Annotated in this window: 22 protein-coding genes; 17 read left to right on the top strand and 5 right to left on the bottom strand. The window is 72.1% G+C overall.

The window, feature by feature from the left end; genetic code table 11:
* Position 1: 1 nt before the first annotated feature.
* The 11 genes from EDD34_RS06720 (at position 2) to EDD34_RS06670 (ending at position 11,600) form a co-directional block, all read left to right on the top strand.
* Positions 2–1,306 (top strand): phenylacetate--CoA ligase family protein, encoded by a 1,305-nt coding sequence (locus EDD34_RS06720; RefSeq protein ID WP_123813873.1) that lies wholly within the window; start codon positions 2–4, stop codon positions 1,304–1,306.
* A 10-nt stretch (positions 1,307–1,316) separates the two neighbouring features.
* Positions 1,317–3,014 carry a prenyltransferase/squalene oxidase repeat-containing protein gene (locus EDD34_RS06715; RefSeq protein WP_123813872.1) on the top strand — a complete coding sequence of 566 codons (1,698 nt, stop codon included), beginning with the start codon at positions 1,317–1,319 and terminating at the stop codon, positions 3,012–3,014.
* A 7-nt stretch (positions 3,015–3,021) separates the two neighbouring features.
* Positions 3,022–3,450 (top strand): hypothetical protein, encoded by a 429-nt coding sequence (locus EDD34_RS06710; protein ID WP_123813871.1) that lies wholly within the window; start codon positions 3,022–3,024, stop codon positions 3,448–3,450.
* The gene (locus EDD34_RS06705) at positions 3,447–3,740 is read left to right on the top strand and encodes an acyl carrier protein (RefSeq protein ID WP_123813870.1); all 294 of its coding nucleotides are present in this window, start codon (positions 3,447–3,449) and stop codon (positions 3,738–3,740) included. Before EDD34_RS06710 ends, EDD34_RS06705 begins: the two co-directional genes overlap by 4 nt.
* Positions 3,737–4,732 (top strand): class I adenylate-forming enzyme family protein, encoded by a 996-nt coding sequence (locus EDD34_RS06700; protein WP_123813869.1) that lies wholly within the window; start codon positions 3,737–3,739, stop codon positions 4,730–4,732. The genes EDD34_RS06705 and EDD34_RS06700 overlap by 4 nt, the downstream gene beginning before the upstream one ends.
* The gene (locus EDD34_RS06695) at positions 4,732–6,228 is read left to right on the top strand and encodes an aromatic amino acid ammonia-lyase (RefSeq protein ID WP_123813868.1); all 1,497 of its coding nucleotides are present in this window, start codon (positions 4,732–4,734) and stop codon (positions 6,226–6,228) included. The genes EDD34_RS06700 and EDD34_RS06695 overlap by 1 nt, the downstream gene beginning before the upstream one ends.
* Positions 6,225–7,517 (top strand): MFS transporter, encoded by a 1,293-nt coding sequence (locus EDD34_RS06690; RefSeq protein ID WP_123813867.1) that lies wholly within the window; start codon positions 6,225–6,227, stop codon positions 7,515–7,517. Before EDD34_RS06695 ends, EDD34_RS06690 begins: the two co-directional genes overlap by 4 nt.
* On the top strand, positions 7,504–8,892 hold the full coding sequence (locus EDD34_RS06685) for an ATP-grasp domain-containing protein (protein ID WP_123813866.1): 1,389 nt from the start codon (positions 7,504–7,506) through the stop codon (positions 8,890–8,892). Before EDD34_RS06690 ends, EDD34_RS06685 begins: the two co-directional genes overlap by 14 nt.
* Positions 8,882–9,673 (top strand): MBL fold metallo-hydrolase, encoded by a 792-nt coding sequence (locus EDD34_RS06680; protein ID WP_123813865.1) that lies wholly within the window; start codon positions 8,882–8,884, stop codon positions 9,671–9,673. The genes EDD34_RS06685 and EDD34_RS06680 overlap by 11 nt, the downstream gene beginning before the upstream one ends.
* Positions 9,666–10,805 carry a 3-deoxy-7-phosphoheptulonate synthase gene (locus EDD34_RS06675; RefSeq protein ID WP_123813864.1) on the top strand — a complete coding sequence of 380 codons (1,140 nt, stop codon included), beginning with the start codon at positions 9,666–9,668 and terminating at the stop codon, positions 10,803–10,805. The genes EDD34_RS06680 and EDD34_RS06675 overlap by 8 nt, the downstream gene beginning before the upstream one ends.
* Before the next feature lie 72 nt (positions 10,806–10,877).
* Positions 10,878–11,600 carry an SDR family NAD(P)-dependent oxidoreductase gene (locus EDD34_RS06670; protein ID WP_123813863.1) on the top strand — a complete coding sequence of 241 codons (723 nt, stop codon included), beginning with the start codon at positions 10,878–10,880 and terminating at the stop codon, positions 11,598–11,600.
* Positions 11,601–11,687: 87 nt separating this feature from the next.
* Here EDD34_RS06670 and EDD34_RS06665 read toward each other — a convergent pair whose 3' ends face one another.
* Together EDD34_RS06665 and EDD34_RS06660 are read right to left on the bottom strand one after the other, a co-directional pair.
* Entirely contained in the window at positions 11,688–11,969 is a 282-nt protein-coding gene (locus tag EDD34_RS06665) for a helix-turn-helix domain-containing protein (RefSeq protein WP_123813862.1), read from the bottom strand.
* Positions 11,969–12,604 carry a DUF2975 domain-containing protein gene (locus EDD34_RS06660; RefSeq protein ID WP_123813861.1) on the bottom strand — a complete coding sequence of 212 codons (636 nt, stop codon included), beginning with the start codon at positions 12,602–12,604 and terminating at the stop codon, positions 11,969–11,971. The genes EDD34_RS06665 and EDD34_RS06660 overlap by 1 nt, the downstream gene beginning before the upstream one ends.
* A gap of 128 nt (positions 12,605–12,732) precedes the next feature.
* On the opposite strand from EDD34_RS06660, the gene EDD34_RS06655 reads away from it, so the two are divergent.
* The 6 genes from EDD34_RS06655 to EDD34_RS06630 all read left to right on the top strand — a co-directional run bounded on the left by EDD34_RS06655 (position 12,733) and on the right by EDD34_RS06630 (position 19,519).
* Positions 12,733–13,455 (top strand): CPBP family intramembrane glutamic endopeptidase, encoded by a 723-nt coding sequence (locus tag EDD34_RS06655; protein WP_211341512.1) that lies wholly within the window; start codon positions 12,733–12,735, stop codon positions 13,453–13,455.
* Between the two features lie 92 nt (positions 13,456–13,547).
* On the top strand, positions 13,548–14,858 hold the full coding sequence (locus tag EDD34_RS06650; protein ID WP_123813860.1) for an acyltransferase family protein: 1,311 nt from the start codon (positions 13,548–13,550) through the stop codon (positions 14,856–14,858).
* 58 nt (positions 14,859–14,916) lie between these two features.
* Positions 14,917–15,480, top strand: coding sequence for a dihydrofolate reductase family protein (locus tag EDD34_RS06645; protein WP_123813859.1), 564 nt, complete (start codon positions 14,917–14,919; stop codon positions 15,478–15,480).
* A 431-nt stretch (positions 15,481–15,911) separates the two neighbouring features.
* Positions 15,912–17,450, top strand: a complete 1,539-nt coding sequence (locus tag EDD34_RS06640) for an amino acid adenylation domain-containing protein (protein WP_123813858.1) — start codon at positions 15,912–15,914, stop codon at positions 17,448–17,450.
* Between the two features lie 80 nt (positions 17,451–17,530).
* Complete coding sequence (locus tag EDD34_RS06635) at positions 17,531–18,715, top strand: ferredoxin reductase domain-containing protein (protein WP_211341511.1); 1,185 nt, start codon at positions 17,531–17,533, stop codon at positions 18,713–18,715.
* A gap of 12 nt (positions 18,716–18,727) precedes the next feature.
* Positions 18,728–19,519, top strand: coding sequence for an enoyl-CoA hydratase-related protein (locus EDD34_RS06630; RefSeq protein WP_123813856.1), 792 nt, complete (start codon positions 18,728–18,730; stop codon positions 19,517–19,519).
* Positions 19,520–19,527: 8 nt separating this feature from the next.
* Here EDD34_RS06630 and EDD34_RS06625 read toward each other — a convergent pair whose 3' ends face one another.
* From EDD34_RS06625 to EDD34_RS06615, 3 genes are read right to left on the bottom strand one after another with little or no spacing between them, the layout of a single operon-like run.
* Entirely contained in the window at positions 19,528–20,745 is a 1,218-nt protein-coding gene (locus EDD34_RS06625) for a VWA domain-containing protein (RefSeq protein ID WP_123813855.1), read from the bottom strand.
* Positions 20,742–23,342 (bottom strand): DUF5682 family protein, encoded by a 2,601-nt coding sequence (locus EDD34_RS06620; protein WP_211341510.1) that lies wholly within the window; start codon positions 23,340–23,342, stop codon positions 20,742–20,744. The genes EDD34_RS06625 and EDD34_RS06620 overlap by 4 nt, the downstream gene beginning before the upstream one ends.
* On the bottom strand, positions 23,339–24,424 hold the full coding sequence (locus EDD34_RS06615) for an ATP-binding protein (protein ID WP_246012222.1): 1,086 nt from the start codon (positions 24,422–24,424) through the stop codon (positions 23,339–23,341). The genes EDD34_RS06620 and EDD34_RS06615 overlap by 4 nt, the downstream gene beginning before the upstream one ends.
* Between the last annotated feature and the right edge of the window lie 11 nt (positions 24,425–24,435).

Genomic DNA, 24,435 nt, shown 5'->3' with positions numbered 1-24,435 from the left:
CATGATCATCAACTCCAGTGCACGGCTCGACCTCCTGACTGCCGCGAGGGCGGAGATCCGGCACGTCCGCCCCCTTCCCGCCACCGCCTTCTACGAGAAGAAGCTCGCCGCCGTCTGGGACCGCGCGCGCAAGTCGGCGGCCTACCAGCACCTGCCCGCCTACTCGCCGGAGGCCTTCGCGGACCTCCCGGTCACCCCCAAGGAACGGCTGAAGGCAGCGCCGATGGACTTCTTCGTCGGCGAGATGGGGGGTGTGTCGCGCTACTACGAGACCACGGGGACGACCGGTCTGCCGACGCCGACCCCGCGCTCCGTCGAGGACATCGTCTGGAACGTGTCGGCGGTGGCCGACCAGTGGAGCACGGTGCTGTCACGCGCCGACCGCGTCCTCAGCCTGCTGCCGTCGGACATCGTCCCGGTCGGCGACATCGTCACCGACGTCTGCGCCGTCCTCGACCTGCCCTGCACGCGGGCCTATCCGTTCGCCACCGGGATCTCCGACTGGGACCGGATCGCCTCCGTGTGGAAGACGTTCCAGCCGACCGTCGTCTTCGCGGCACCCGGCGTCTTCCTGCAGATGACGCGCCTGCTCGCACAGCGCGGGGTGCTCGCCGACCTCACCGCTCCCGTGCGCACCGTCATGCTGCTGGGCGAGGTCAGCGTCCCGGCCATGCGGCGCAGGCTCGCCGGCACCTGGGACGCCGCCGTCCTCGACGCGAGCTACGGCAGCACGGAGACCGGCACGCTGGCCGCGACGTGCCCGGAGGACAGCCTGCATCTCCTGTCCGGGTCCAACTACTTCGAGCTGAACACCGAGGAGGGCATCATGCCGCCGCGCCCCGGCACGGGCGGCCGCCTCGTCGTCACGCCGCTCAACCTGCATGCCCGCCCGCTGGTCCGGTACGACACGGGCGACGAGGTCGTCCTGCGGGCGGGCTGCGCGTGCGGGGATCCGTCGCCCGTCGTCGAGCCCGTCGGCCGGGCGAACGACACCGTCGAGGTGGCCGGCGCGCGCGTCCTGCCCCGGCACCTCGAGGAGATCGTCTACGCGGAGGCCGACGTCACCGGCTATCTCGTCGAGGTGACCGCCGACGCGGAGCGCGCCCGGCTCCTCCTGGAACGCAACGTACGAGCCTCCCGGGAGGACGAGGACGCCACGGCGGAACGGATCACCGCGGCGACCCGGAAGGCCACCGGCGTGGAGTGGGACCGGGTGATCTTCGTCAACACGCTGCCGGCGGCGACCAAGAGCGGCGCCTCGCAGAAGAGCTGGAAGCGGTCGAACATCCGCGTCGGGGAATGGTGAGGGCCCCGCGATGCGCGAACTGACGACGACCGGACCCGACCTGTGGTGCACGTATGCGGCCGTCCGCGCCCATGCCTGGCTGGGCCGCACGGACGCGGTCGACGACGCCGGGGCGACCCGCGACTACCTTCTCTCCCACCGCAACCCCGACGGCGGGTACGCCTGGTCGCGCGGGATGCCCTCCGACACCTGGGCGACGTTCTACTGCACCGCCGCCCTGAAGGACCTCGGCGAGCCGGTCCCCGACCCGGACAAGACGCTCGCCTGGCTGCGCACCACGTGGTCGGGAGGCGCGTTCGCGATGACGCCCGGCCAGGAGCCGGAGGTCTGGGCGACCCACTTCGCCGCCCGGGCGGTCATCGAGGTCCTGGGTGACCAGCTCGCCGCGCAGGAGCTGCTGACCTGGCTCGCCGGTCTCCAGACCCCGGACGGCGGCCTGACCTGGTCCCCGGACCACCGGAGCGACGGCGGGGACGTCCGCGCGTGCTTCTACGGGATCGCCGTGTGGCGGGCACTGTGCCGGCAGGCACCGGTCGAGGCCCCGTGGGACGTCCCCGCGCTGGTCGCCTGGCTGCGGGCACGCCAGCACGAGGACGGGGGCTTCACCTTCGCCGCGGGGGCCACGACACCGTGCCTCTGGGCGACGTACCGCGCCGTGGGCGCCCTGACCATGCTCGGGGCCGAGCCGGCCGCGCCGTGCACCCCCTGGATCCTCTCGATGCGCGACGCGGACGGCGCCTTCGTCCGCTGGGCCGGGTACCAGGTCCCCGACGTGTGGGCGACGTTCTGCGCCGTCGGCGCCCTCGCCGCCCTCGGTGAGCCGCTCGCGGACGTCGCGCCGTCGGCCCTGCGCCGGCTGTCCCAGCTCGCCTGCCCCGGCGGCGGGTACACGTACCGGGAGCCCGACGCGGCGTACGACGCGCTGACGGTCTCGGCCGCGCTGCTCGACCCCGGCGAGGAGAACGACTCGCACGAGCTGCGTGCCTGGCTGGAGGCGTGCCTGCTCCCGAACGAGGACGGGATCATGTACATGCCCGGCCGGGGTGCGGAGGTGCGCTGCACGGCCTGGGCCCTCGCCGCCGGCGCGTTCCGGGGCGCGGAACCGGAACGCCAGCGGATCGGCGGCTGGCTCGCCTCCCTCCAGAACCCCGACGGAGGCCTCGGCTTCTGGGAGGGGCGGGGTTCGGACATGGTCTCCACGGCCGCGGCGGTCGAGGCCGCGACGCTCCTCGGCGGCACCGACCGGACGCCGCTCGACACCGACGGCCTGCTGGCCTTCGTGGACGAGTGCCGGGTGACAGGCGAGGCCGAGGCCGAGGCCTGGGCGAACAGCCCGGCCTCCCTCCCGAGCCTGCGAGCCGGGCTGCAGGCGCAGCGGGTGCTGCACGCCTGCGGACGGCCCGCACCCGACGCGGCGCGCACGCTGCTCGACCGGCACCGGGTACGCGGCGGGGGCTGGGCGAACCAGGGCAACCGGGTGCCGGACCTGCTGTCCACGTACGAGGCGGTCGCCACCGCGGACCGCCTGGGGATCCCCGTCGAGCCGGACCATCTGCGCCCGTTCCTCGACCGGACCGGCGGCGCCCACGGCGTGGCCTGGAGCCCTCTCGCCCCGCTCGGCGACGACCCGCTCGCACGCTGCCTGCACGGACTGCTCCGAGCACGCCTGTCGGGAGCCCGCCGGCTTCCCGCCCTGACCCTGTCGTAGGAGAGAGATGCCCACCATCCTGATCGAGACGGAGAGCCTCGAGCCCGCTCAGCGCCGACGGATCGCCGTCCAGCTGACGCGGTGGCTCTCCGACCGCGACATCCGCTCCGACCGCGTCGTGGTGAGGTTCGCGGTCGCGGACCTGGACCTGGCGTTCAGCGGTGGCCTCCCGGTCTCCGCGATGCGCGATCCGGCGGCCGCGCGCGCTGCCGCCTGGGTGACCTGCTGCGTCTCCCCCGACCGCGACGAGGAGTTCCGCTCGGGACTCGCCCGACGCATCACCGAGGTGCTGCAGGTCACGACGAGCACCGCACTGTGCTACATCGAGTTCCGGCCCACGGACCCGGATCTCGTGCACATCGCCGCCCGGGGCCCCCTGCGCCGCGCGAGCGCTCCGGCAGACCACGACCAAGCCGCCGAAGGAGAAGAACGATGACCGAGAACGCGACGACCACCCTGGTGGACGAGATCCGCACCGTCCTGCGGGAGCAGCTGGGCGAGGGCGTGGAGCGCGTCGGGCAGGACGAGCTGCTGGCCGAGGCCCTCGGCGACCGCTACGACAGCCTCGCGGCGCTCGAGGCCGTCAGCGCCGTCGAGTCCCACTTCGAGATCGACGTGGACTTCGTCAGCCACGACGTGCGCCACACGTTCGCCACGATCGGACGGATCGCGACGTTCGTGCGCGACGAGCTCGAGGACCGCGAGAGGCTGCGTGAGCGTCGATGAGCGCCGTCTCCGAAGCCACCGAGGAGATCGGGTTCCGCACCTCCGGCCAGTCCGGCGAACCCGTCACCTGGTACCGGACCGCGCAGCAGCTCGAGCAGGAGGCCGCGCTGCTGGCACGGACCCTGGTCGGCACCGTCGACGAGGTGGTGAGCTTCGCCCACGAACGCCACCTGTACGGCCGGCTGCTGGGCGAGGCGCTGCCGCGCCACCTCGGCGTACCGGTCCGGCACCGCTGGCAGGACCCGCTGACGCCGCCCGACCTCGACCCGGACCGCCGCACGCTGCTCGTGTGCCTGCCCTCGACCTGGCTGCTGCTGCGCCCCCTGGTCCCGCGGCTCCGCCGGATGTCGGTGGTGGCCGTCCACGGCACCGGACCGGTCGTGCCGGCGACGCACGAGGTGATCGCCGCGCTCGACGGCTCCGACTTCACCGCCTCCGAGGTCTTCGGCTCCACCGAGACCGGGGGCGTGGCCTACCGGTGGCTGACCGGCGCACGGCGGGAACCGGCTCCGTGGACGACGTTCGACGACGTGACGGTCGTCGGCGAGCGGGACCGCGAACAGCGGCTCACGGTCCGCAGTCCCCGGCTCGCACGCCGGGCGGACATGTCCGGCCGGCCCGAGGAGCTCACCACCGACGACGTGGTGCGTCCGCGCTCCGACGGCCTGGAGATCGTCGGTCGTGCCTCCCGCCTCGCGAAGGTCAACGGCGTGCGGTTCCAGCTCGAGCAGGTCGAGGCCGTGCTCACCACCGGCTTCCCGCACGCCGAGTTCGTCTGCGTCTCGACGGCGGACGACGTCCGCGCCGAGCACTACGAGCTCTACTACGCCTGCGACGAGCCGATCCCGGTCGCCGACCTGCACGCCCGGATCACCCGCTCGGCCCCCGGCGTCCCGGTCCCCCGCCAGGTCCGGCGCGTCACGGCGTTCCGCCGCAGCGCGGTGGGCAAGATCCGGCGTCCGGTACCGGCCACGGCCTGCGGGGTGGTCTGATGCCACGGGACACGGTGGCCTCCCTGGTCGCGGAGGCCGACGCCCCGGGGGGCCTGGCGCTGGACGAGGCGGCACGCGCCCGCATGGCCGGTGCCAGGGCCACGCTCGCCGAGACGGCACGGCGCCGGCCCGTGTACGGGCTCACCCGGGGCTTCGGGCCGCTCGCCGAGTGGGCGGCCGACCCGGACACGTCCCGCCAGGGCAGACACCTCCTCGACCACCTGACCGCCGGACAGGGGGAATTCCTGCCTCCCCGGGAGACGCGGCTGATGGTCTGGCTCCGGCTGCGCAGCATGGCGCTCGGACTGTCCGGGGCGGACCCGCTGGCCTGGGAACGGCTGGCGGAACAGTGGAACGCCGGGTTCGTCCCCGCCGTCCCCGAGGACGGCAGCCTGAGTGCCAGCGGCGACCTCCTGCCCCTGGCACACGCCGCGCAGGCGGCGGCCGGCCACGGCACGGCCTGGACGCACGACGGCGAGACCTGGACCACGCGCGCATCGGGCGAGGTGCTCCGTGACCTCCGACTGTCACCGGTCGAGTGGGAGGCACGCACCGCGCTCTCGTTCGTCAACGGCACCGCGGCCGGGCTGGCCCGCACCATGGTCAACCATCTCGAGCTCACCGCCCTGAGCACGGCCGTCCTGCGCACCACCGCGCGGATCGCGCTGCTCCTGGGCATGAGCCCGGAACCGTTCAGCGACGCCGTGGCCCAGGCCCGCGGGCACAGCGGGCACCAGCACGCCGCCCGGACCATCCGGCACGAGATCGAAGCCGGTGACCTCATGCGGTCCGCGTCCCGGCCGCTCCAGGAGCCGTACTCCGTCAGGTGCGCGCCGCAGGTCGTCGGCACCGTGCTCGACCAGCTCCGGCTCCAGGAGAGTGTCCTGGTCACCGAGGCGACGGGGTGCACCGACAACCCGATCGTGCACGACGACGACGTCGTGCACGGCGGCAACTTCCACGCCGCCCCCGTGGCGATGGTGAGCGAGCAGTACGCGTCGTGCGTCCACCAGGTGGCCTACCTCGCAGAACGCCAGCTCGCCCAGGTGCTCGACCCCGCGTTCACCGGTGGTCTGCCGCCCATGCTGGCCTGGCGGCCGGGCGAGAACAGCGGCCTGGCCGGGGTGCAGATGGCGGCCACCTCGCTCCTCGCGGCGATCCGGCAGCACGCCTACCCGGCGTCCTGCACCACGGTCCCGAGCAACCTCGGGAACCAGGACCACACACCGCTCGCGCTCAACAGTGCGAACGCGGTCTCCACGATGCTCGACCGCGCCTGGCTCGTCGTCGGCTCCCTCTGCCACGCGGTGGTCCAGCTGGGCCACCACCTCGGCGCGCCCGCCCCGGACGAGATGTGGCACGAGCTGTGCGCCTCGATCGCACCGCTGACGGTCGACCGCCCCCTGTCCGGTGAGATCCGCGGCGTCGCGGCCGCCGTCCGCCACCACTCCCTGACGGCACCGTCACCACCCCACACCATGGAGCTACCCGCATGAACGCCCCGACACGGACCCCCCGAGCGGCACGAGGAGGGAGCAGGCAGTCGCTCTGGCGCGACAGAGGATTCCTCGCCTACTGGACGGGGCAGACGGTCTCACGCCTCGGCGTCCAGATCGCGGGCCTCGCCCTGCCGCTGGTCGCCATCGCGGCCTTCGACGCCTCCGCGTTCGAGCTCGGCATCATCAACGCGGCCCTCTTCGCGCCCTACCTCCTGTTCTCCATGCCGGCGGGAGCCTGGATCGACCGCAGCAGGAAGCGGCCCGTCCTCGTCACCGCGGACCTCGTGAGGTTCGGCGTCCTCGTCGCCCTCGCCGTGCTCGGGATGGTGGGCCTCGTCGACATGGTCACGATCTGCCTGGTCGGCTTCGTCATGGGCACGTGCGCCGTCTTCTTCGACATCGCGGGATCCGCGTACCTGCCGTCCATCATCGGCAAGGACCAGCTGCTCGACGGGAACGGCAAGCTCCAGGCCACGATCGTCTTCTCGAAGTCCGGCGGCCCCGCCGTCGCGGGCGTGCTGGCCGAGCTCACCTCGGCGGCGCAGACGCTGTTCGCCGGAGCGGCCTCCAGCCTGCTGTCCGTGCTGGCACTCCTGAGCTCGCGACGTCCCGAGACCGCGCCCGCCCCCCGCGAGGGTGGGCGCGACATGGTCGCGGAGATCCGCGAGTCCCTGTCCTTCATCATAGGCAACAAGTACCTCCGGTTCCTGACGATCCGCTCCGGCGTGAACAACGCCTTCTTCGTGGCACGTAACACGCTGCTGCCCCTGTTCGTCCTGAACACGCTCGACCTGAGCAGCACGATCCTCGGGCTGGTGCTCGGCGCCGGCGCCGTCGGAGCACTCGCCGGCTCGATGATCGCGCGCCCGCTCGCGGAGCGCACGGGCCTGGGGCGGACGATCGTCATCGGCTTCGGCACCGGTTCCCTCGTCCAGGTTCTGCTCCCGCTCGCGGGCGGGCCCGACTGGCTGGCCGTGGCCATGCTCACCTCCCTCTTCGGGATCTCCGGCTGCTTCATGACCATCGGCAACACGAACGTCGCGACGCTTCAGCAGATGCTGGTCCCCCGGGAGCTCCTGGGCCGTGCGGTGGCGGGCATGCGCACGGTCACCTGGGGAAGCATGCCGCTCGGCGCACTCCTCGGCGGCGCCCTCGGTACCGCGCTCGGCCTCCGCACGGCCCTCGCCGTCGTCGTGGTCGGTTTCCTCGCGTCGGCGACCTGGCTCGCGCTCTCACCCCTGACCACCATGCGCAACCCCTTGGAGGACGACGATGACGACGACTGACCGGAACGCGACGCCGGCCACCCGGGACGTGCCGCAGAAGCCGCGGGCCTTCGTGCTCGCCGGGGCGTTCCGCGTGGTGTGCCGGAACCCCCGGTTCGTCACCGCTCTCGCGGAACGCGGCCTCGCGGTGCTCGTGATGACGCCGTCGGGCACCCGGGACCAGGTCACCGCCGCGCTGCAAACCGGCGAACCGGTGTTCGAGCAGATCACGGAGGTGCGGTACGTCGCCGGGAGCCTCGATCGCGAGTCGTCGTTCAACGCCTCCGCGCTCGCCCTCGCGGCCGAGTGGCGGGAACGCTTCACGATCGTGGGGACGTACGCGATGGAGGAGACCCTGGTCGAGCCCGCGGGCCTGATCGGGGACCAGCTCGCGCTGCCCTCACCCGGCCTGCGGGCGAGCCGGGTGTGCCGCAGCAAGTACCTGCAGCGCTACTACCTCGCCGAACACAGCCCCTGGTCGCTCACGCTTCCTCCCGAGGAACGCGACCGGGCCGACCTCGCCACGCTCCCCTACCCGGTCGTGGCGAAGCCGGCGGGCCGGCACGCCAGTTCCGGCGTACTGAGCTGCCGGGACCAGGAGGAGCTCGCGTCGGCGCTCAGCTCCTACCCGGCGCACGAGACGGTGCTCGTCGAGCAGCAGGTCCAGGGCCCCGAGTACTCGGTCGAGTCGCTGGTCCAGAACGGCAGGCCCGTCCTGTCGTCGGTGACCGCGAAACGCACCACGGAGGCCTCGGGGCGAGGATTCGTCGAGCTCGCCCACACGGTCCCGGCGCCGGAGGCCGAGATCGGCGGCCGCGACGTGGCCGCCACCCTCCGCGAGGCGGACGCGGAGGTCCTCAGGGCCCTGGGACAGCAGAACGGCATCACGCACTCCGAGTGGCGGGTCACCGCATCCGGAGAGCCGTACCTGATGGAGATCGCCTCACGCACTCCGGGTGACGGCATCACCCTGCTCTACGGACTCGCGTTCGGTGCGCAGCTCGAGTCCGAGATCGTCCGCGTGGCGCTCGGTGAGACCGCCGCCTACCCGGAGGCGACGCGGTTCGCGCGCCAGGTCTACCTCGAGCACCCCGCCGGTGTGCTGGAGGACGTCGTGGTCGACTGGCCCGGGACCGAGCCCGCGTGGGTCCGGGGGTCGGACGCCTGGCCCGTCCTGCGTCCCGGAGCGGCGGAGGACCCGCCGGCACTGCGTGGTGTGCTGGTGCTCCAGGAGAAGGGCAGCCGGCTCGGGCCCCTGAGGTCCTCCGACGACCGCGCCGTGACGTTCTTCATCGACGCCGGCTCGGTCGCGGAGCTCGACGAGCTCGAGCGCCGGGTCACCGACGCGGTGCGGATCGTCGTGACCGACGACGAGGACGCGGCCCGTGCTCGTTGAGACCGCGCTCGCCGAGGCGTTCGGGACCAAGGCGTACGTCGTCAGCGGTGCGCACCAGAACGACTGCGTGATCGTGGACCCCGGGATCCGGGCGGCGGCGGGGATCGACCGGATCGTCCGGGACAACGGCCTGAACCCGACGGCGGTGCTGCTCACCCACGGACATCTGGACCACACCCACGACGCCCCGCGCGTCTGCGACACCTACGGCGTTCCCGCCTACATCCACGACGCCGACCTGCCGTTCCTGGCCGACCCCTTCTCCGGCCTGGGCTCGTTCGCCCCGCAGTTCGAGGCCGCCGTCGGGCCGGGCTGGGAGTGGACCCTGCCGCACACGGTCAGGCACCTGCGGGACGGCGACCGGCTCGATCTCGCCGGTGTCCCGATCCGCGTGGACCACGCCCCCGGGCACACGCCCGGATCGGTGCTGTTCACGCTGGAGGAGACGGACGAGCACCAGCCCTGCCTCGTCGGTGACGTGGTCTACGCCGGCACGATCGGCACCACGCTCATGCCGGGCGGGGACCGGCTCACGACTCTCCGGTCGATCAGGGACCGGATCCTCACCCGCCCCGACGAGACCGTCCTGCTGACCGCGCACAAGCAGGACACGACCGTCGGCCGGGAACGGGAGGCGAACCCCTTCTTCCGGCAAGCCGTCGACCTCCCCCCGGAGCCCTGGGAACGCATCGATCCGCAGGAGACCGACGCCCCCGGCGCACCGACGAACCCGACCGCTCACCCGCGAACGACCCGAGGAACTGGGGCCACCCATGAGTAGCGTTCTGCTGACCACCGAACCGGTCCACGACGTCCCGACCACCACGAGCGAGGGCACCGGGGCGGACGGCGACCCGGAGTCCGGGCGGCGCGCCCAGACGCTCGGCCCCCTCCCCACGCCGCGCGACATCCTGACCGCGCTCCCCCTCGGACCTCACCGCCGCACCCTGGTCGCGAACTCGCGACGCGCGGTGCGTGACGTGCTCCGGGGCGAGGACGACCGGCTGCTGGTCGTGGTCGGGCCGTGCAGCGTGCACGACCCGGCCGCGGCCCTGGAGTACGCCCGACGCCTGGCGGCGGTGGCCGAGGAACTGGCCGACGAGCTCGTGGTCGTCATGCGCGTCTACTTCGAGAAGCCGCGCACGACCCTCGGCTGGAAGGGTTTGATCAACGACCCGCACCTGGACGGTTCCCACGACGTGCCCCACGGTCTGCGCCTGGCACGCGAGGTGCTGCTCGGCGTCCTGGACGCCGGGGTGCCGGCAGCGTGCGAGTTCCTGGAGCCCACCAGCCCCCAGTACCTCGCGGATGCGGTGACCTGGGGAGCGATCGGCGCCCGGAACGCGGAGTCGCAGGTGCACCGTCAGCTCGTCTCCGGGCTGCCGATGCCCGTCGGGTTCAAGAACGCGACGGACGGCGACGTGCAGGTCGCCGTCGACGGGTGTGTCACGGCGGCGAGCCGGCACACGTTCTTCGGTGCCGACGACACCGGCCGGACGGTCCTCGTGCAGACCACCGGCAACCCGGACTGCCAGGTGATCCTGCGCGGCGGACGTTCCGGCCCGAACTACGGCGAGCAGGACGTCGCCGCGGCGCTGTCCGTGGTCCGTGCCCCCGGTGCGGGCCGGAGCACGAGGGCGGGCGTGGTGGTGGACGCGAGCCACGGGAACTCGCGCAAGGATCACGTCCGGCAGGCCGGCGTCGTGCGGGAGATCGCCGCCCGCCTCGCCGACGGCGAGCCGGGTATCACCGGGCTGATGATGGAGTCCTTCCTGGTCGCGGGCGCGCAGATGCCGGGAGGACTGGAGACGCTCACCTATGGTAAATCCGTCACCGACGCGTGCATGGACTGGGAAACCACGGAGGACCTGCTCCGTACGCTGGCCACGGCGATCCGTGATCGCCGTGGCTGAACCTGCGGGAGGGCGCGCCGCGTGGATCGGCGGCCCTCCCGGGGAGCAACGACATCGACACGAGGGAGAATGATGCGCAGAGTTGTGGTCACCGGCGGCGGCACGGGCATGGGGCTCGCGACGGCCACGAGGTTCGCGGCCGACGGCGACGAGGTGCTGATCGTCGGCCGGCGCAAGGAGGTCCTGGAGAAGGCCGCGAGCGCCGCACCCGAGAAGATCACGCCGTTCGTCGCCGACCTCACCCGGTCCGACGACGTCGCGCGCCTGGCGGGGACCTTCGCCGAGGATCCGGTCGACGTCCTGGTGAACTGTGCCGGAGGGCTCGTCAAGCAGTCCGGCGGCGGCGAGCTCGCCGACGCGGTGGAGCAGTACCGGAGGACGCTCGACGCGAACCTCGTCTCCGCGATGGCGCTGACGGAGGCGCTCTGGCCGAGCCTGCGTCGCCCCGGCGCCCGGATCGTCTCGATCAGCTCGATCGCCGCCCAGCGCGGCGGAGGCGGCGCCTACTCGGCGGCGAAGGCCGGCCTGCACGGATGGTCGATGGGCATCGCACGCAAGGGTGGTCCCGACCAGATCACGGCGAACGTCGTCGCGCCCGGGTACGTCCAGGACACCGAGTTCTTCGGCGAGGCCGGCCGGTCCGGCCGGCACGACGCCCTGGTCGGCGAGACGCTCGTGGGACGAGCGGGCCGGCCCGAGGACATTGCCGGGACCGTGCACTTCCTCTGCTCGGACGACGCGTCGTGGATCACCGGGCAGGTCATCTCGGTCAACGGCGGCGCCTACCTGTCCTGAGACACTGTCGCACAACCGGACGGGACATCGGCCGGGTTTCGCCGGGATCCCGGCGAAGCCCGGCCGATGTGGCGCCGGGAACGCGTCCTAGCCGGCCGCGTCGCGTGAAGGATCGGGCGGTCCGGGCGAATCGGTGGGGCGCACGCTGAACACGTCACCCGGCTGGCATTCGAGGACGTCGCAGATTGCGGTCAGGGTGGAGAACCGGACGGCTCTGGCCCGGTCGTTCTTCAGCACCGACAGGTTGACCACGGTGACCCCGACGCGTCTGGCGAGTTCGGTGAGAGTCATCTGGCGCTCGGCGAGCAGTTGGTCGAGGTGGCAGACCACCCGGTGGTCGGAGGGCTGCTCGTCGCCGGCCGGAGCCATCACACCAGTCCGTCGAGGTCAGCGCGCATCGCCGCACCCCGGCGCAGGAACTCGGCCGCCGCGACGAGACCGAGGCCGAGCAGCAGGATGGCCGCCGGGGGGTCGATGACGGCCTGCAGGCCGAGCGCCTGGTCCATCTGCCAGGCGTGCCGGGCGGCCCTGACGAGTATGAGCTGACCGGCGGCCTGGAGTCCGGCTGCCAGCGATCCGCCGAGCAGGAGCGCGGCGGCCGCCGCGCCGACGCGGCGGGCGTTGCGCGGGCGGAACGGGTCTGCGGTGCGCAGCGACCGCACCACCCGCCACAGCAATCCTCCGGCAGCGGCGACGACGACGGCGAGGAGCAACGCCGGGCCGAAGATCCAGAGCCGGTCGCCGGCGGTCGGCTCGGTCACCATCAGGACGGCGGCGCCCTGGGGCTCGATCTCGAAGCGGCCGGCCGCGGCCTGCGATCCGAGGTCGGCCGTGGGATCCACGGTGACCGGCAGGACCAGGTTGTCGGCGACCAGCGCACCGAGCGCCGATCCGGCGGCCAGCAGGACGCCGAGCGCCACGGCGGCCGCCGTGGCCGCCTCGAAGACCCATTGGCCCGCCGGAGCGGCGCGGAGACGATGCCCCTGTTCGATGTCATGCTGCACGACAATCCTCCCTATCGACTTTCGATATGAACTTCGTCTAGTATACCGAAAATCGATATGCCGCCGCTGGGCCTCCAGTCACGGTTCATCGAACGACCCACGTCGCCGACCGAGAGGCTGAACCAGCCGTGACCATTCCCGTAGCCGGCCGCTCCGCCGGACCCACCCGTACTGCCGGACCCGCCCGTACCGCCGGACTGTTCTTCGTCGGCGCGCTGATCTGCCTCGTCGTTCCGCCGCTCGCCGCGGGCGTCTTCGCACCCGACGGTCTGCCGACGGTGCTGCTCGCGGTCGCCGGGGTCGAACTGGTGTCGGCCGGCGCCCTCATCGCCTGGTGGTTGCGCCGCCACGGGCTGACGCGGCGCAGTCTCGGCCTGACGTCGGAGCGCTGGAAGCGGGACACGCTGCTCGCGGTGGCCACCGTTCCCCCGCGCCTGGTGCTGGAGTTCGGGGTACTGCTGCCGGCGACCGGCGGAGCGGCCAACCCGGAGGTGCAGGAGATCCTGCGGATGGCTTCCGGTGGACCGGCCGCCCTGGCTGCCGCCCTCGTGCTGGGGATCGTCGGTGGCGGCATCGCCGAGGAACTGTACTTCCGCGGATTCCTGCTCGGATCGATCCCGCAGCGCTCCGCCCGGCCCCGGGTGGCGTTGTGGGTGGCGGCGGTCGTCTCGGTGGTGCTGTTCGGGCTGCTGCACCTGCCGGCCAACGCGCTGAACGCGCTGTCCATCACCGTGGCCGGCCTCGTCTACACCGGACTGTTCCTGGCAACCCGCCGGCTGACGGCACCCATCGTGGCCCACTCGCTGTGGAACACCGTAGCGATCGGTGCGGTCCTCGTCAGCTACGGCTGAGCAGGCTCCCGCAGTTCGTATCGACCGATCGGCTGACCCGATCGAGCCGATCGGCGGATCCGGTACGCGACCCGTGTCCGTAATGTCGAAGCATGTCAACGACACCGACCAGAATCCCGCGGGAGTCCCTCACTGGTACCCGGCTGCACGGACTCGACGCGCTGCGCGCGGGCGCCCTGCTGCTCGGCATCGTCCTGCACTCGATCCTGCCGTTCATGCCCGGGATGCCGTGGCTGGTCGTCGATTCCCAGCAGAGCCACGCCGCGAGCGTGACCGCCTACGTGATCCACCTGTTCCGTATGCCGCTGTTCATGATGCTGGCTGGCTACTTCGCCCGGATGTCACTGCACCGGCGCGGCACCCGCTCGTTCGCGGCCGACCGGCTGCGCCGGGTCGCCCTGCCCCTCGTCGTGTTCTGGCCGGCCGCGCTCGGCTCGCTGATCGCGCTGGTGCTGATCGGTGTCGTGGTGGGCGTGACGCCCGCGGAGCCGCCGGGGGACGGCGGAGGATCCGGTGGCCTGCTCCAGGTTCTCGACGATCCCGCACACCTGTGGTTCCTCTGGGTCCTGCTGGAGATCTACCTGATCGTCCTCGCCGTGCGGGCGATGGCCCGCCGGTTCCTGGGGCCGGACCGTGCCACGGCCGTCGCGGAGCGGGCCGGTGCGGCACTCGCCGGGCCCGCCGGGGTCCTGCTGGCGGCCGTCCCGTTCGCGGTGACCATGGTGCTGCAGATCGCGGCGACGAGCGACGACGCCTCCGGGGTCGTCCTCGACGCCGGCATCGCCAACCCGACGTCGTTCGTCCCCGAACCGGTGGGGCTGATCGCCTACACGGGGGCGTTCGCCGTCGGCTGGGCGTTCCACGCCCGCCCGGACGCGCTCGCGCAAGTCGGGCGACGGCGGTGGCCCTACCTCACGGTCGGGGTCGTCACGGCGGCGGGCGGGTTCCTGCTGACCGACCCGGCCCTGAACCCGCCGGCACTCCTGGCCGCCGCGGTGTTCGCCGTCGCCGCGTGGTGCCTGATCTACGCGCTGCTCGGGCTGGCGATGCGGTTCCTGTCCGACGAGCGCCCGGCGGTGCGTTACCTGGCCGACGCCTCGTACTGGATGTACATCGCCCACCTGCCCCTCCTGGTGGCGCTGGAGATCCCGCTGGCGGACCTCGGGTGGCCGATCGCCGTCAAGCTGCTGCTCACCTGGGCGGTCTCCGGGGTGCTGCTGATCCTCAGCTACCACCTGCTGGTGCGATCCACGTGGATCGGCCGGATGCTCAACGGCCGCAAGCACCCGTTCACCTGGACACCGCTGCGCCGACACCCCGCTCCGCCGTCCGACACCGCATCAGCCCAGGGAGATCCCGGTGAAACCGGGAGCGCTACCCGTGAGACCGGAGCGCACCGATGAGTTTCCCGCGCCGTGCGGGTCTCCACCCCGGAGACCGACGGACGGAAGGTACGGAGCCATGCGGAAACTGCTCTACGGCATGAACATGACCCTGGACGGCTACATCGCCGCGCCCGGCGGCGACATCGGCTGGAGCGAGCCGAGCGACGAGCTGTTCCAGTGGTGGCTGGAACAGGATCGGGCGACCGGGCTGCTGCTGTACGGGCGCAAGCTGTGGGAGACCATGAGTTCCTACTGGCCGACCGGCGAGCAGCAGCCGGGCGCCACCCCGGCACGGAACGAGTTCGCGCGGAACTGGCGGGACACGCCGAAGGTGGTGTTCTCGTCGACGATCGACACGGTCGGCTGGAACGCTCGCCTGGTCGCCGGTGACCCGGTCGCGGAGATCACCCGGCTCAAGGGCGAGGACGGTGGGCCGATGAACGTCGGTGGCGCGACGCTCGCCGGGACGGCCATGAGGGCCGGGCTGATCGACGAGTACACGGTCGTCACCCATCCGGTCCTGGTGGGCGGCGGCACACCGTTCTTCACCGCGCTGGACGCCCGGGTGAACCTGAACCTGGTGGAGACGCGGACGTTTCCCGGCGGGGTGGTCCTGAACAGGTACGAGACGAGGCGCTGAGTGCGAGGCCACCTCGCCACGTGGACCGGCGAGCTCCCGCCGGCGCGGCGACCACCAGCCGTAGCCGACCATCAGGCTCGCGCATCGATGTCCACGGTGGGCTCGGTAGGCGTCGCCCGACGGGCTGGCGATCAGCAGTCCCGCCCGGTAGGCCCGTGCCAGGCCGATACACAGACCTTAGACGCGCGCTTGACCATTTCGCGGGGAAACTCCATGCAGAGTACTGAATCGATTACGTGCGTGCCGGACCCGAGACCGACCCCCATATGGTGACGTTGCCAATGCGACCTCGGTTTTACTGACCACTGAGCTTCCCATGTCAGAGGGAGTACGTCCGAGGCTCCTGTGCGTGAAATCTCTGCCTGGGCTTGCCGATGAGGGCTTCGAGGTCGCTCTCGTTCGCGAGCGCGTACCGAACGGAGTAACCGCAAATGCCCCATCGCATCGACCGGTCCACACTGATTGGCCTGGCTTCAGCCGACCAAGAGCTGTTCCAACGCTTCGGGACGGGGCCGTCGGCACGACCGCCGTTCCTCCTGTTGCACCGGGCGTTCGAAGCCACGGCAAGGCTTCGGCCGGAGGCAGTCGCGGTGACGCACGCCGGCGAGTCGCTGACCTACCGCGAGCTCGACCGACGGGCGAACCTGCTCGCCGAAACGCTCGTGCGGCTCGGTGTCGGCCCGGGTGACCGCGTCGGCCTGTTCGTGAAGCGCTCGATCCCGATGGTCGTCGGCATCCTCGGGGTGTTGAAGGCGGGGGCCGCCTACGTGCCGCAGGATGCGCGGATCACGTCGAGTGCACACCTGGCGCATATCGTTGCGACCGCTGACATCGGTGTCGTGCTGACCCTGTCCGAGTCCCTCGCTGCCCTCCCCGCGCTGCCCGGTCGGATGGTGCTCGCGGTGGACAAGCTCTCCGGGGAGCGGGCGGAGCCGCCTGCGGTCGCGTGCACGCCGGAGCACCCGGCGGTGGTGATCTTCACCTCGGGCACCACGGGCACACCGAACGGAGTCGCTGTCACGCACGCGAATCTGTGCAATGTGGTCACACACGGGCCGGGAGCGCTCGGCGTCCGGCCGGGCATGAAGGTGTCGCAGCTGCTCAATATCGCCTTCGACATGGCGGCGTGGGAGATCTTCGTGGCGCTCTGCCGTGGCGCGGAACTGGTGATCAGGGGCAACTCGATCATGCAGGCAGTGCGTTCGGTGGACGTGGTGATCGCGACACCGAGTGTGCTGGCGAGCCTGGATCCGGCCCTGTGCCGCAACGTCGCCGTGGTGGCGGTGGCCGGGGAGCGCTGCCCGCGCCCGCTCGCGGACGTCTGGTCGTCGTTCACCCGGTTCCACAACGCGTGCGGACCCACCGAGGTCACCATCGTGAACACGATCGCCTCGCCGCACCGGCGCGGCGAGGAGCCCACTATCGGTTCGCCGCTGCCCAACACCACCGTCTATGTGCTTGATGAGCACCTTCGGCCGTGCCCGATCGGCGAGGTCGGCGAGCTGTGGGCGGGCGGGGCCTGCGTCAGCCAGGGCTACCTGGGCAATGCGGAGCTGACCGCGCAACGCTACCTTCCCGACCCGTTCCTTGGCGGCGAGAACCGCATGTTCCGCACCCGCGACCTCGGCCGCTGGACGTCCGATGGCCAGCTCGAGCACCACGGACGTACTGACGAGCAGGTGAAGGTTCGTGGCTTCCGGGTAGAACTGGACGCGGTCACCTCTGCACTGGAACACACGCCCGGATGCGAGCGGGCGACGACCGTGCTGCATGACGGCGAACTGGTCGGCTTCGTCACCCCGGCGGGAGTGGACGTGGTCGCGGCCGGCTATGTGGTCGCAGGCCGCCTGCCCTACTACTGCGTGCCGGTCACCGTCCACGCTGTCGCCGAGCTGCCGACCACGCACCGCGGCAAGGTCGACAAGCGGACCCTGGTCGCCGGACTGACCGCCGAGGAGGCAATGGTATGACACCGGCCGACACCGAACTGGCCCGCCCGCTGCCACCGGTTCGCGGGAGGTGGCGCCGCGTGTGGCGACACAGGCGGTTGATGCACCACAACCGGCTCGCCGCCGGCGTGGTCGCGGTCAACATCGTGGTCCTTGCCGGCGGCGGCTGGCTGGGCGACCTGGGCACGATCTCAAACATGGTGCTGGCGAACGTCGCGCTCGCCACGCTGATCCGGCAGCAGTACGTGATCAACGCGATATTCCTGTCCGCGACCAGTGCGCCGGTGAACTGGCCACTGCGGGTGCGCGCCCTGCTCGGCAAGGTCTACCACGTGTTCGGTGGCATCCACGTCGGCGGGATGGTGTCCGCGACCGGGTGGTTCCTGGTCTTCGCGGCCACCGCGACAGTGCGGCCGGTGGGCACGGCAGTACTTGTGGTGACGTACCTGATCGCCGCACTGCTGCTCGCCATGATCGCGTTCGCCCTGCCGACGCTCCGGGCGCGCCACCACAACCGTTTCGAGCTGATGCACCGCTTCGGTGGCTGGAGCCTGCTCGCCCTGTTCTGGCTGCACTCCTTCCTCTTCTCCGAGGCCGGGCTGGCGTCGTTCCTGGTACTGCTCGTCGTGTCGATCAGCATCGCCCTACCCTGGCTTCGGCTGCGCCGCGTGCCGGTACGGATCACCTCTCCGTCCTCGCATGTCGTGCTCGTGCGCTTCGACTACGGCGTGACGCCGTTCGCCGGCTCGTCCACCACGGTCAGCCGTAGCCCTTTGCGCGAATGGCACTCCTTCGCCAACGTGCCGTCTCCCGGTACGCCCGGATTCCGGCTCACCATCTCGCGGGCGGGCGACTGGACCGGGGCGCTGATCGACGACCGCCCATCGCACCTGTGGGTCAAGGGCATCCCGACAGCCGGCGTCGGGAACATCGACCGGCTGTTCCGCCGCGTCGTGTGGGTGGCCACCGGCAGCGGTATCGGTCCATGCCTGCCGCACCTGCTCTCGCGTGAGACACCAGCTCGCCTTGTCTGGTCCACTCGCGACCCGCGCGCCACCTACGGGGACGACCTGGTCGAAGAAATCCTCGCCGTGCAACCTGATCCGGTCATCTGGGACACCACGGCTTCCGGGAAGCCCGACCTGGTCGCGCTCGCCTACCAGACGTACCGCGAGTTCGACGCGGAAGCGGTGATCTGCATCTCCAACAAGAAAACTACCTGGAAGGTGGTCGAGCAGCTGGAGATGCGCGGCATTCCGGCCTATGGCGCCATATGGGACTCCTGAAAGGCAACCACCATGACCGACAAGACCTTGCTGCTGTCGAACGACCGCGGCGTCCTCACCATCACCGTGAACCGGCCGAACGCGCTGAACGCGCTGAACAAGGAGGTGCTCACCGAGTTGCGCGCCTTGCTGGAAGATCCGCTCCCACTGAACGGCAGCGACCTCCGCGGCGTCATCCTGACCGGAGCCGGTGAGCGCGCGTTCGTCGCGGGAGCCGACATCCGCGAGATGTCCGTGATGACCCCGGACGAGGGCGAGGCATTCGGCGCGCTCGGCCAGAGGGTCACCCGACTGTTCGAAGAGTTGCCCGTCCCGGTGATCGCCTGTGTGTCCGGCTATGCGCTCGGCGGGGGCTGCGAACTGGCCATGGCCTCTGACTTCATCTACGCCACCAGTTCAGCGGTGTTCGGCCAGCCCGAGGTGTCGCTCGGCCTGATCCCGGGATTCGGAGGCTGCGCGCGGTTGCACCACCTGGTCGGCCCCGGCTGGGCCAAGGAGCTGATCTACACAGGGCGGAAGATCGATGCCATCGAAGCGCGGCGGATCGGGCTGGTCAACCGGGTATTCGACACCCGGGAAGAAATGCTCGACTCCGCCGCCGCGACACTCGCCGAGATCGCCACCCGCTCACCGGTCGCGGTCGCGTTGTGCAAGTCAGCCATCGGCGACTCGGTCGGTCGAGCCACTACCGACGCGCTCGCCATCGAGAAAGCGGCCTTCCGGAAGACGTTCATGACCGGCGATATGCGCGAAGGCACCGCTGCGTTCCTGGCCAAGCGGCCACCGTCGTTCCCAGGACACTGAGCTCGGCATCACACGGGCGCGTCGTCCGGGGCCGGGACGAAGGGTGCCAGGCTGCGGCGTTCGATCGCCGCCGCCATGACGTCCGGGAACATGTCCGGTGTGCAGGCGAAGGCGGGAACGCCGAGTTCGGCGAGCGCCGCCGCGTTCGTCCGGTCGTACGACGGCGCGCCCTCGTCGCTCAGCGCGAGCAGCACGACGACCTGCACGCCGGCGGCGGTCATGCGGGCCACGCGCCGCAGCATCTCCTCGCGGACGCCGCCCTCGTACAAGTCGCTGATGAGCACCACGATCGAGTCCGCCGGGCGGGTGACCAGGCCCTCGCTGTAGGCGAGGGCCCGGTTGATGTCGGTACCGCCGCCGAGCTGCGTGCCGAACAGGACCTCGACGGGGTCGTCGAGCTGGTCGGTGAGGTCAACGACGCTGGTGTCGAACACGACGAGCGAGGTCCGCAGTGCGCGCATCGAGGCGAGCACCGCGCCGAACACCCCCGCGTACACGACCGACGCGGCCATCGAGCCCGACTGGTCGATGCACAGCACCACGTCCCGCTGCACACCTCGCTGCGCGCGGCCGTAGCCGATGAGCCGCTCCGGGATGACGGTGCGGTATTCCTCCTGGTAGTGCTTGAGGTTGGCGCGGATGGTGCGGTTCCAGTCGATCTCGTGGTGCCGGGGCCGGGAGATCCTTGCCGACCGGTCGATCGCGCCCTTCACCGCGGACCTGGTGTGTTGCGCGAGCTTCGCCTCGAGCTCCGCGACCACCTTCGCGACGACGGTACGGGCGGTGGCGCGCGCCTTCTCGGGCAGCGCGTTCTTCAGAGACAGCAAGGTGCCCACGAGGTGCACGTCCGGCTGGACCGCCTCCAGCATCTCGGGTTCGAGCAGGAGCCGGTGCAGGTCGAGGCGCTCGATCGCGTCGGCCTGCATGACCTGGACAACCGTCGACGGGAAGTACTCCCGCACGTCGTCCAGCCAGCGGGCGACCTTCGGGGCCGAGGAGCCCAGCCCGGCGGAACGCTCCCCCACCTCGCCGCCCGCACCCTGCGCGCCGTCCTCGCCCGCCTGGTAGAGGGCGGCGAGCGCGCCGTCCATCGCGGCGTCCCGGCCCGACAGCCGGCAGCCGGTGCCGTCCCCCTGCCCGCCGCCGAGCACGAGACGCCAGCGGCGCAGCCGCTCGGTTGCCGCACCGATGTCGTTGCCGCCGGGTGAGTCCGGTCCGTTCGTCATTTCTTCTCCAGGATCGTGGCGAGGACGGGTCGCACCCGGGCGACCCGCTCGGGGTGCAGTGGCATGGCGGAGCGCTCGCCGAGACCGTCGCGCCCGGCGATCCGCTCTCCGACGGCACGCCGCTCGGGCGCGTCGAACCTCGCGAACGAGCGCCGCAGCAGGGGCAGCACCTGCACGAACGCGTCGTCGGACAGGCCCGAGAGCCAGCGGTCGACGAGGGCGAGCAGTGCGGCGTCGTGCACGAGGACCAGGCCGGACGATCCGACGAACCCCTCGACGAACGCGGCCGCCGTGCGGGTGGGCGTGCCCGGGCTGAGGAACCGCGACAGGCGGGACTGCGTCTGCTCGGGCGTCGCCGCCTGCTCGTCGCGGAGCGTACGGGCGATCCAGCCGGCGACGAGGCCGTGCAGGTCGTCGCGGTCGGCGAGCCGGGCAAGCCCGGCGAGCCACTCGTCGCGCAGGCCCTCGGCCGTGTCGTCGCCCGACAACGGGGCCGCCGCTCCGCCCGACGACGGCGCCGCGCCGTTGCGCGGGGCGTCTACCGCATCGTTCCGGCCGAGCAGCGACACCGCCGCCGAGACCTCGCGCAGTCGCGGGACCAGCGCCGCTGCGGCGTCGTCGTCGAGGGCGACGACGGCGGCGGGCAGCGCGGTGCGGGCCCGGGTGACCAGGCCGGTCAGCACGATGCCGAGCGACCCCGGGGACGTCCCGCGCACATCGCCGTACCGCAGGGTGCGGGCCAGGGCCGGGATCGCGTCGAGCAGGGCGTCGGTGTCGTGCCCTAGCGCGGCCTGGTCGCGCAACGTGTCCAGCAGGGGTGGCAGGGCGGCGGACAGATCCGCCAGCAGCGCGCCCTCCACCAGGCGGGCGATGCCCGGCAGGCCGGTGCGGGCGGCGTCGTGCAGCACCTTGCCCGACGCCGCGTCCGCGACCGTGGTGCCGTGCACGCCGGCCGCGACGAGGTCGACCGCGAGCCCCGGGTCCCACCTCACCTCCCATCCCTCCTTGAAGGTGCCCTTGCCGGACGTGCCGACCTGCCGTCCCCACGCGACACCGAGCAGCGTGAGCTGGTGCAGCAGGCGGCTGCGCTCCAGGTCGGTGGGCTTGCGCAGGTCGAGATCCAGCTGCTTGGCCAGCGCCTGACGCGGCAGGCGCAGGGTCTTGGTGCGGGCGGCGAGATCGCGTTCGAGCGGGCCGGCGGGGGCCTCCGGCGGGACCTCGCCGAGGCGCTCGCCGACCTCCAGGCGGTCACGGACCAGCGCGAGGCGCAGCTCGTCGCCGTCGACCAGGACGGAACGGATCGCTTCGGTGGCCTCGTCGAGGCCCGTCGCGGGCCGGCCGCGCAACGCGGCGAGCGTGTCCGCGAGGCGGACGCCCTCGATGAGGTGGGCGGAAGAGACCGGGAGGCCCTCGTCGCGCAGGAGGTTTCCGGCATGGGTGAGCCACCGTTCCACGGGGCGGTCGGCCGCCGTGAACATGTGGTGGTACCAGCCCGGCGAGGTGACGCCCGCGCCGTAGCCCGTGCGGGTGGCGAGCCTGCCGTGGGACCACGGCACCCAGGTGACGGTGGCCTTCGCGAGACCCGCGTCCTTGAGCTCCTTGAGGAACGGGCGCAGCAGTGCCGTGTCCTGGGCGGCGGGCGGGAGCTTGCCGGTCAGGGCGGGCACGTGCCAGGCGCCACAGACGACGACGATGCGTTCGGCGCCGTCCTTGATCGCGGCACGCAGGCGCATCCGCATGTGCGCCTCCCGCAGGGCGTCGCGGCGGCGGATCGTCTCGTCCTCGCGGAGCGCGGCCATGGCCTCGGCGACGGCCTCGAACACCGCGAGGTCACCCGTGCGGTGCTCGACCAGGTCCTCCCACCAGCGCTCCGCGTCGCCGTACCCGGCCGCTGCCGCCAGTCGGGCGAGCGGGTCCTCGTGCAGCGGTGCCGGACCGTCGCCGCCCGGACCGTCGACGCCCGGCACGTCGCCGCCCGGCACGTCTTCGCGCGGACCGTCGTCGCCCGGGTCATCGGCGCGCGGGTCGTGGTGCGGGTCATCGCCGTGCGGGTCATCGCCGTGCGGGTCATCGCGCGGGTCGTCGCCCCTCAGGTCGTCGTCGGAGGCGGAGTCCTCGCGGCCCTCCGCCCCGTCCAGCGGCGTGTCGTCCCCGAGGTCCAGGGCGAGATGTGCCGCGGCGGGCAGGTCGACGAACCGCACGGGGACGCCGTTCCCGGCGGCCCACCGCAGGGCCTGCCATTCCGGGGAGAAGACGGCGAACGGCCAGAACGCCGCTCGGGGGCGCTGCGGTTCCGGTGTCGTGCCGGGCCGGTCGGCCTCGTTGCCGGACGCCGCCCGGCCGCGCTTCGGCGTCGGGGCGTGTGCGAGCAGCGCGACGGGCGGCACGAGGCCGGGGTCACCCGCGAGCGCCGCGACGTCGTCGGCCTCGGGCGGTCCCTCGATGAGGAGGATGTCGGGCCGCACGGCCTCCAGCGCCCGGACCACGGACCGGGCCGAACCCGGGCCGTGGTGGCGGATGCCGAGCACCTCGACCCGGCAGCGTCCGGCGGCCGGCGACCCGGCTGCCGGGGAGTGTGTCGTCGCGGTGGACGTCATCCCTGCTCCCGGGCCGCGGTGTAGAAGTCGTGCCAGTCGTCGCGCTCCCGCGCGACCGTCTCCAGGTACTCCCGCCAGACCGGGCCGTCCGCTGCCGGGTCGCGGACGACGGCGCCCCGGATGCCCGCCGCGACGTCGGCCGGGCGCAGCACGCCGTCGCCGAAGTGCGCCGCGAGCGTCATGCCGGCCGTGACCACGGAGATCGCCTCCGCGACGGACATCGTGCCCGACGGGGTCTTCACCTTGGTCCGGCCGTCCGTGGTCACGCCGTCGCGCAGCTCGCGGAACACGGTGACCACACGGCGGATCTCGGTCGCGGTGTCCTCGACGGCGGGGATCTCCAGCGCGCGGCCGAGCGACGCGACGCGGCGCGAGACGATCTCGACCTCCTCGTCCACGCTGCCGGGGACGGGCAGCACCACGGTGTTGAAGCGGCGGCGCAGTGCGCTGGACAGCTCGTTGACACCGCGGTCGCGGTCGTTCGCCGTAGCGATGACCGTGAAGCCCTTGGCTGCCTGCACCTCGGTGCCGAGTTCGGGGATCGGCAGGGTCTTCTCGGACAGGATGGTGATGAGCGTGTCCTGCACGTCCGACGGGATGCGGGTCAGCTCCTCGACGCGGGCGACGGCGCCGGTCTCCATCGCGCGCATCATCGGGCTCGGCACGACGGCGGCCGGCGACGGCCCCTCGGCCAGCAGTTTGGCGTAGTTCCAGCCGTACCGGACCGCCTCCTCGGGCGTGCCGGCGGTGCCCTGGACGAGGAGGGTCGAATCGCCGCTGACGGCCGCCGCGAGGTGCTCCGACACCCACGTCTTCGCCGTGCCGGGAACGCCGATGAGCAGCAGTGAGCGGTCGGTCGCCAGGGTCGCGACCGCGACCTCCATGAGCCGCCGCGCGCCGATGTACTTCGGCGTGATCCTGTCCCCGTCGCCCAGCAGGTAGGTCACCACCGCCTGCGGGGACAGGCGCCAGCCGGGCGGGCGCGGCCTGTCGTCCTGTTCCGCGAGGAGCGCCAGCTCGTGGGCGTAGACGTCCTCGGCGTGCGGCCGCATCACGGCGGGTGCGGTGTCGGTCAGGGTCACTGGTGCTCCTT

The sequence above is a fragment of the Myceligenerans xiligouense genome (genome assembly GCF_003814695.1).
GTDB lineage: Bacteria > Actinomycetota > Actinomycetes > Actinomycetales > Cellulomonadaceae > Myceligenerans > Myceligenerans xiligouense.
This window is presented reverse-complemented; position numbering and strand designations above follow the sequence as displayed.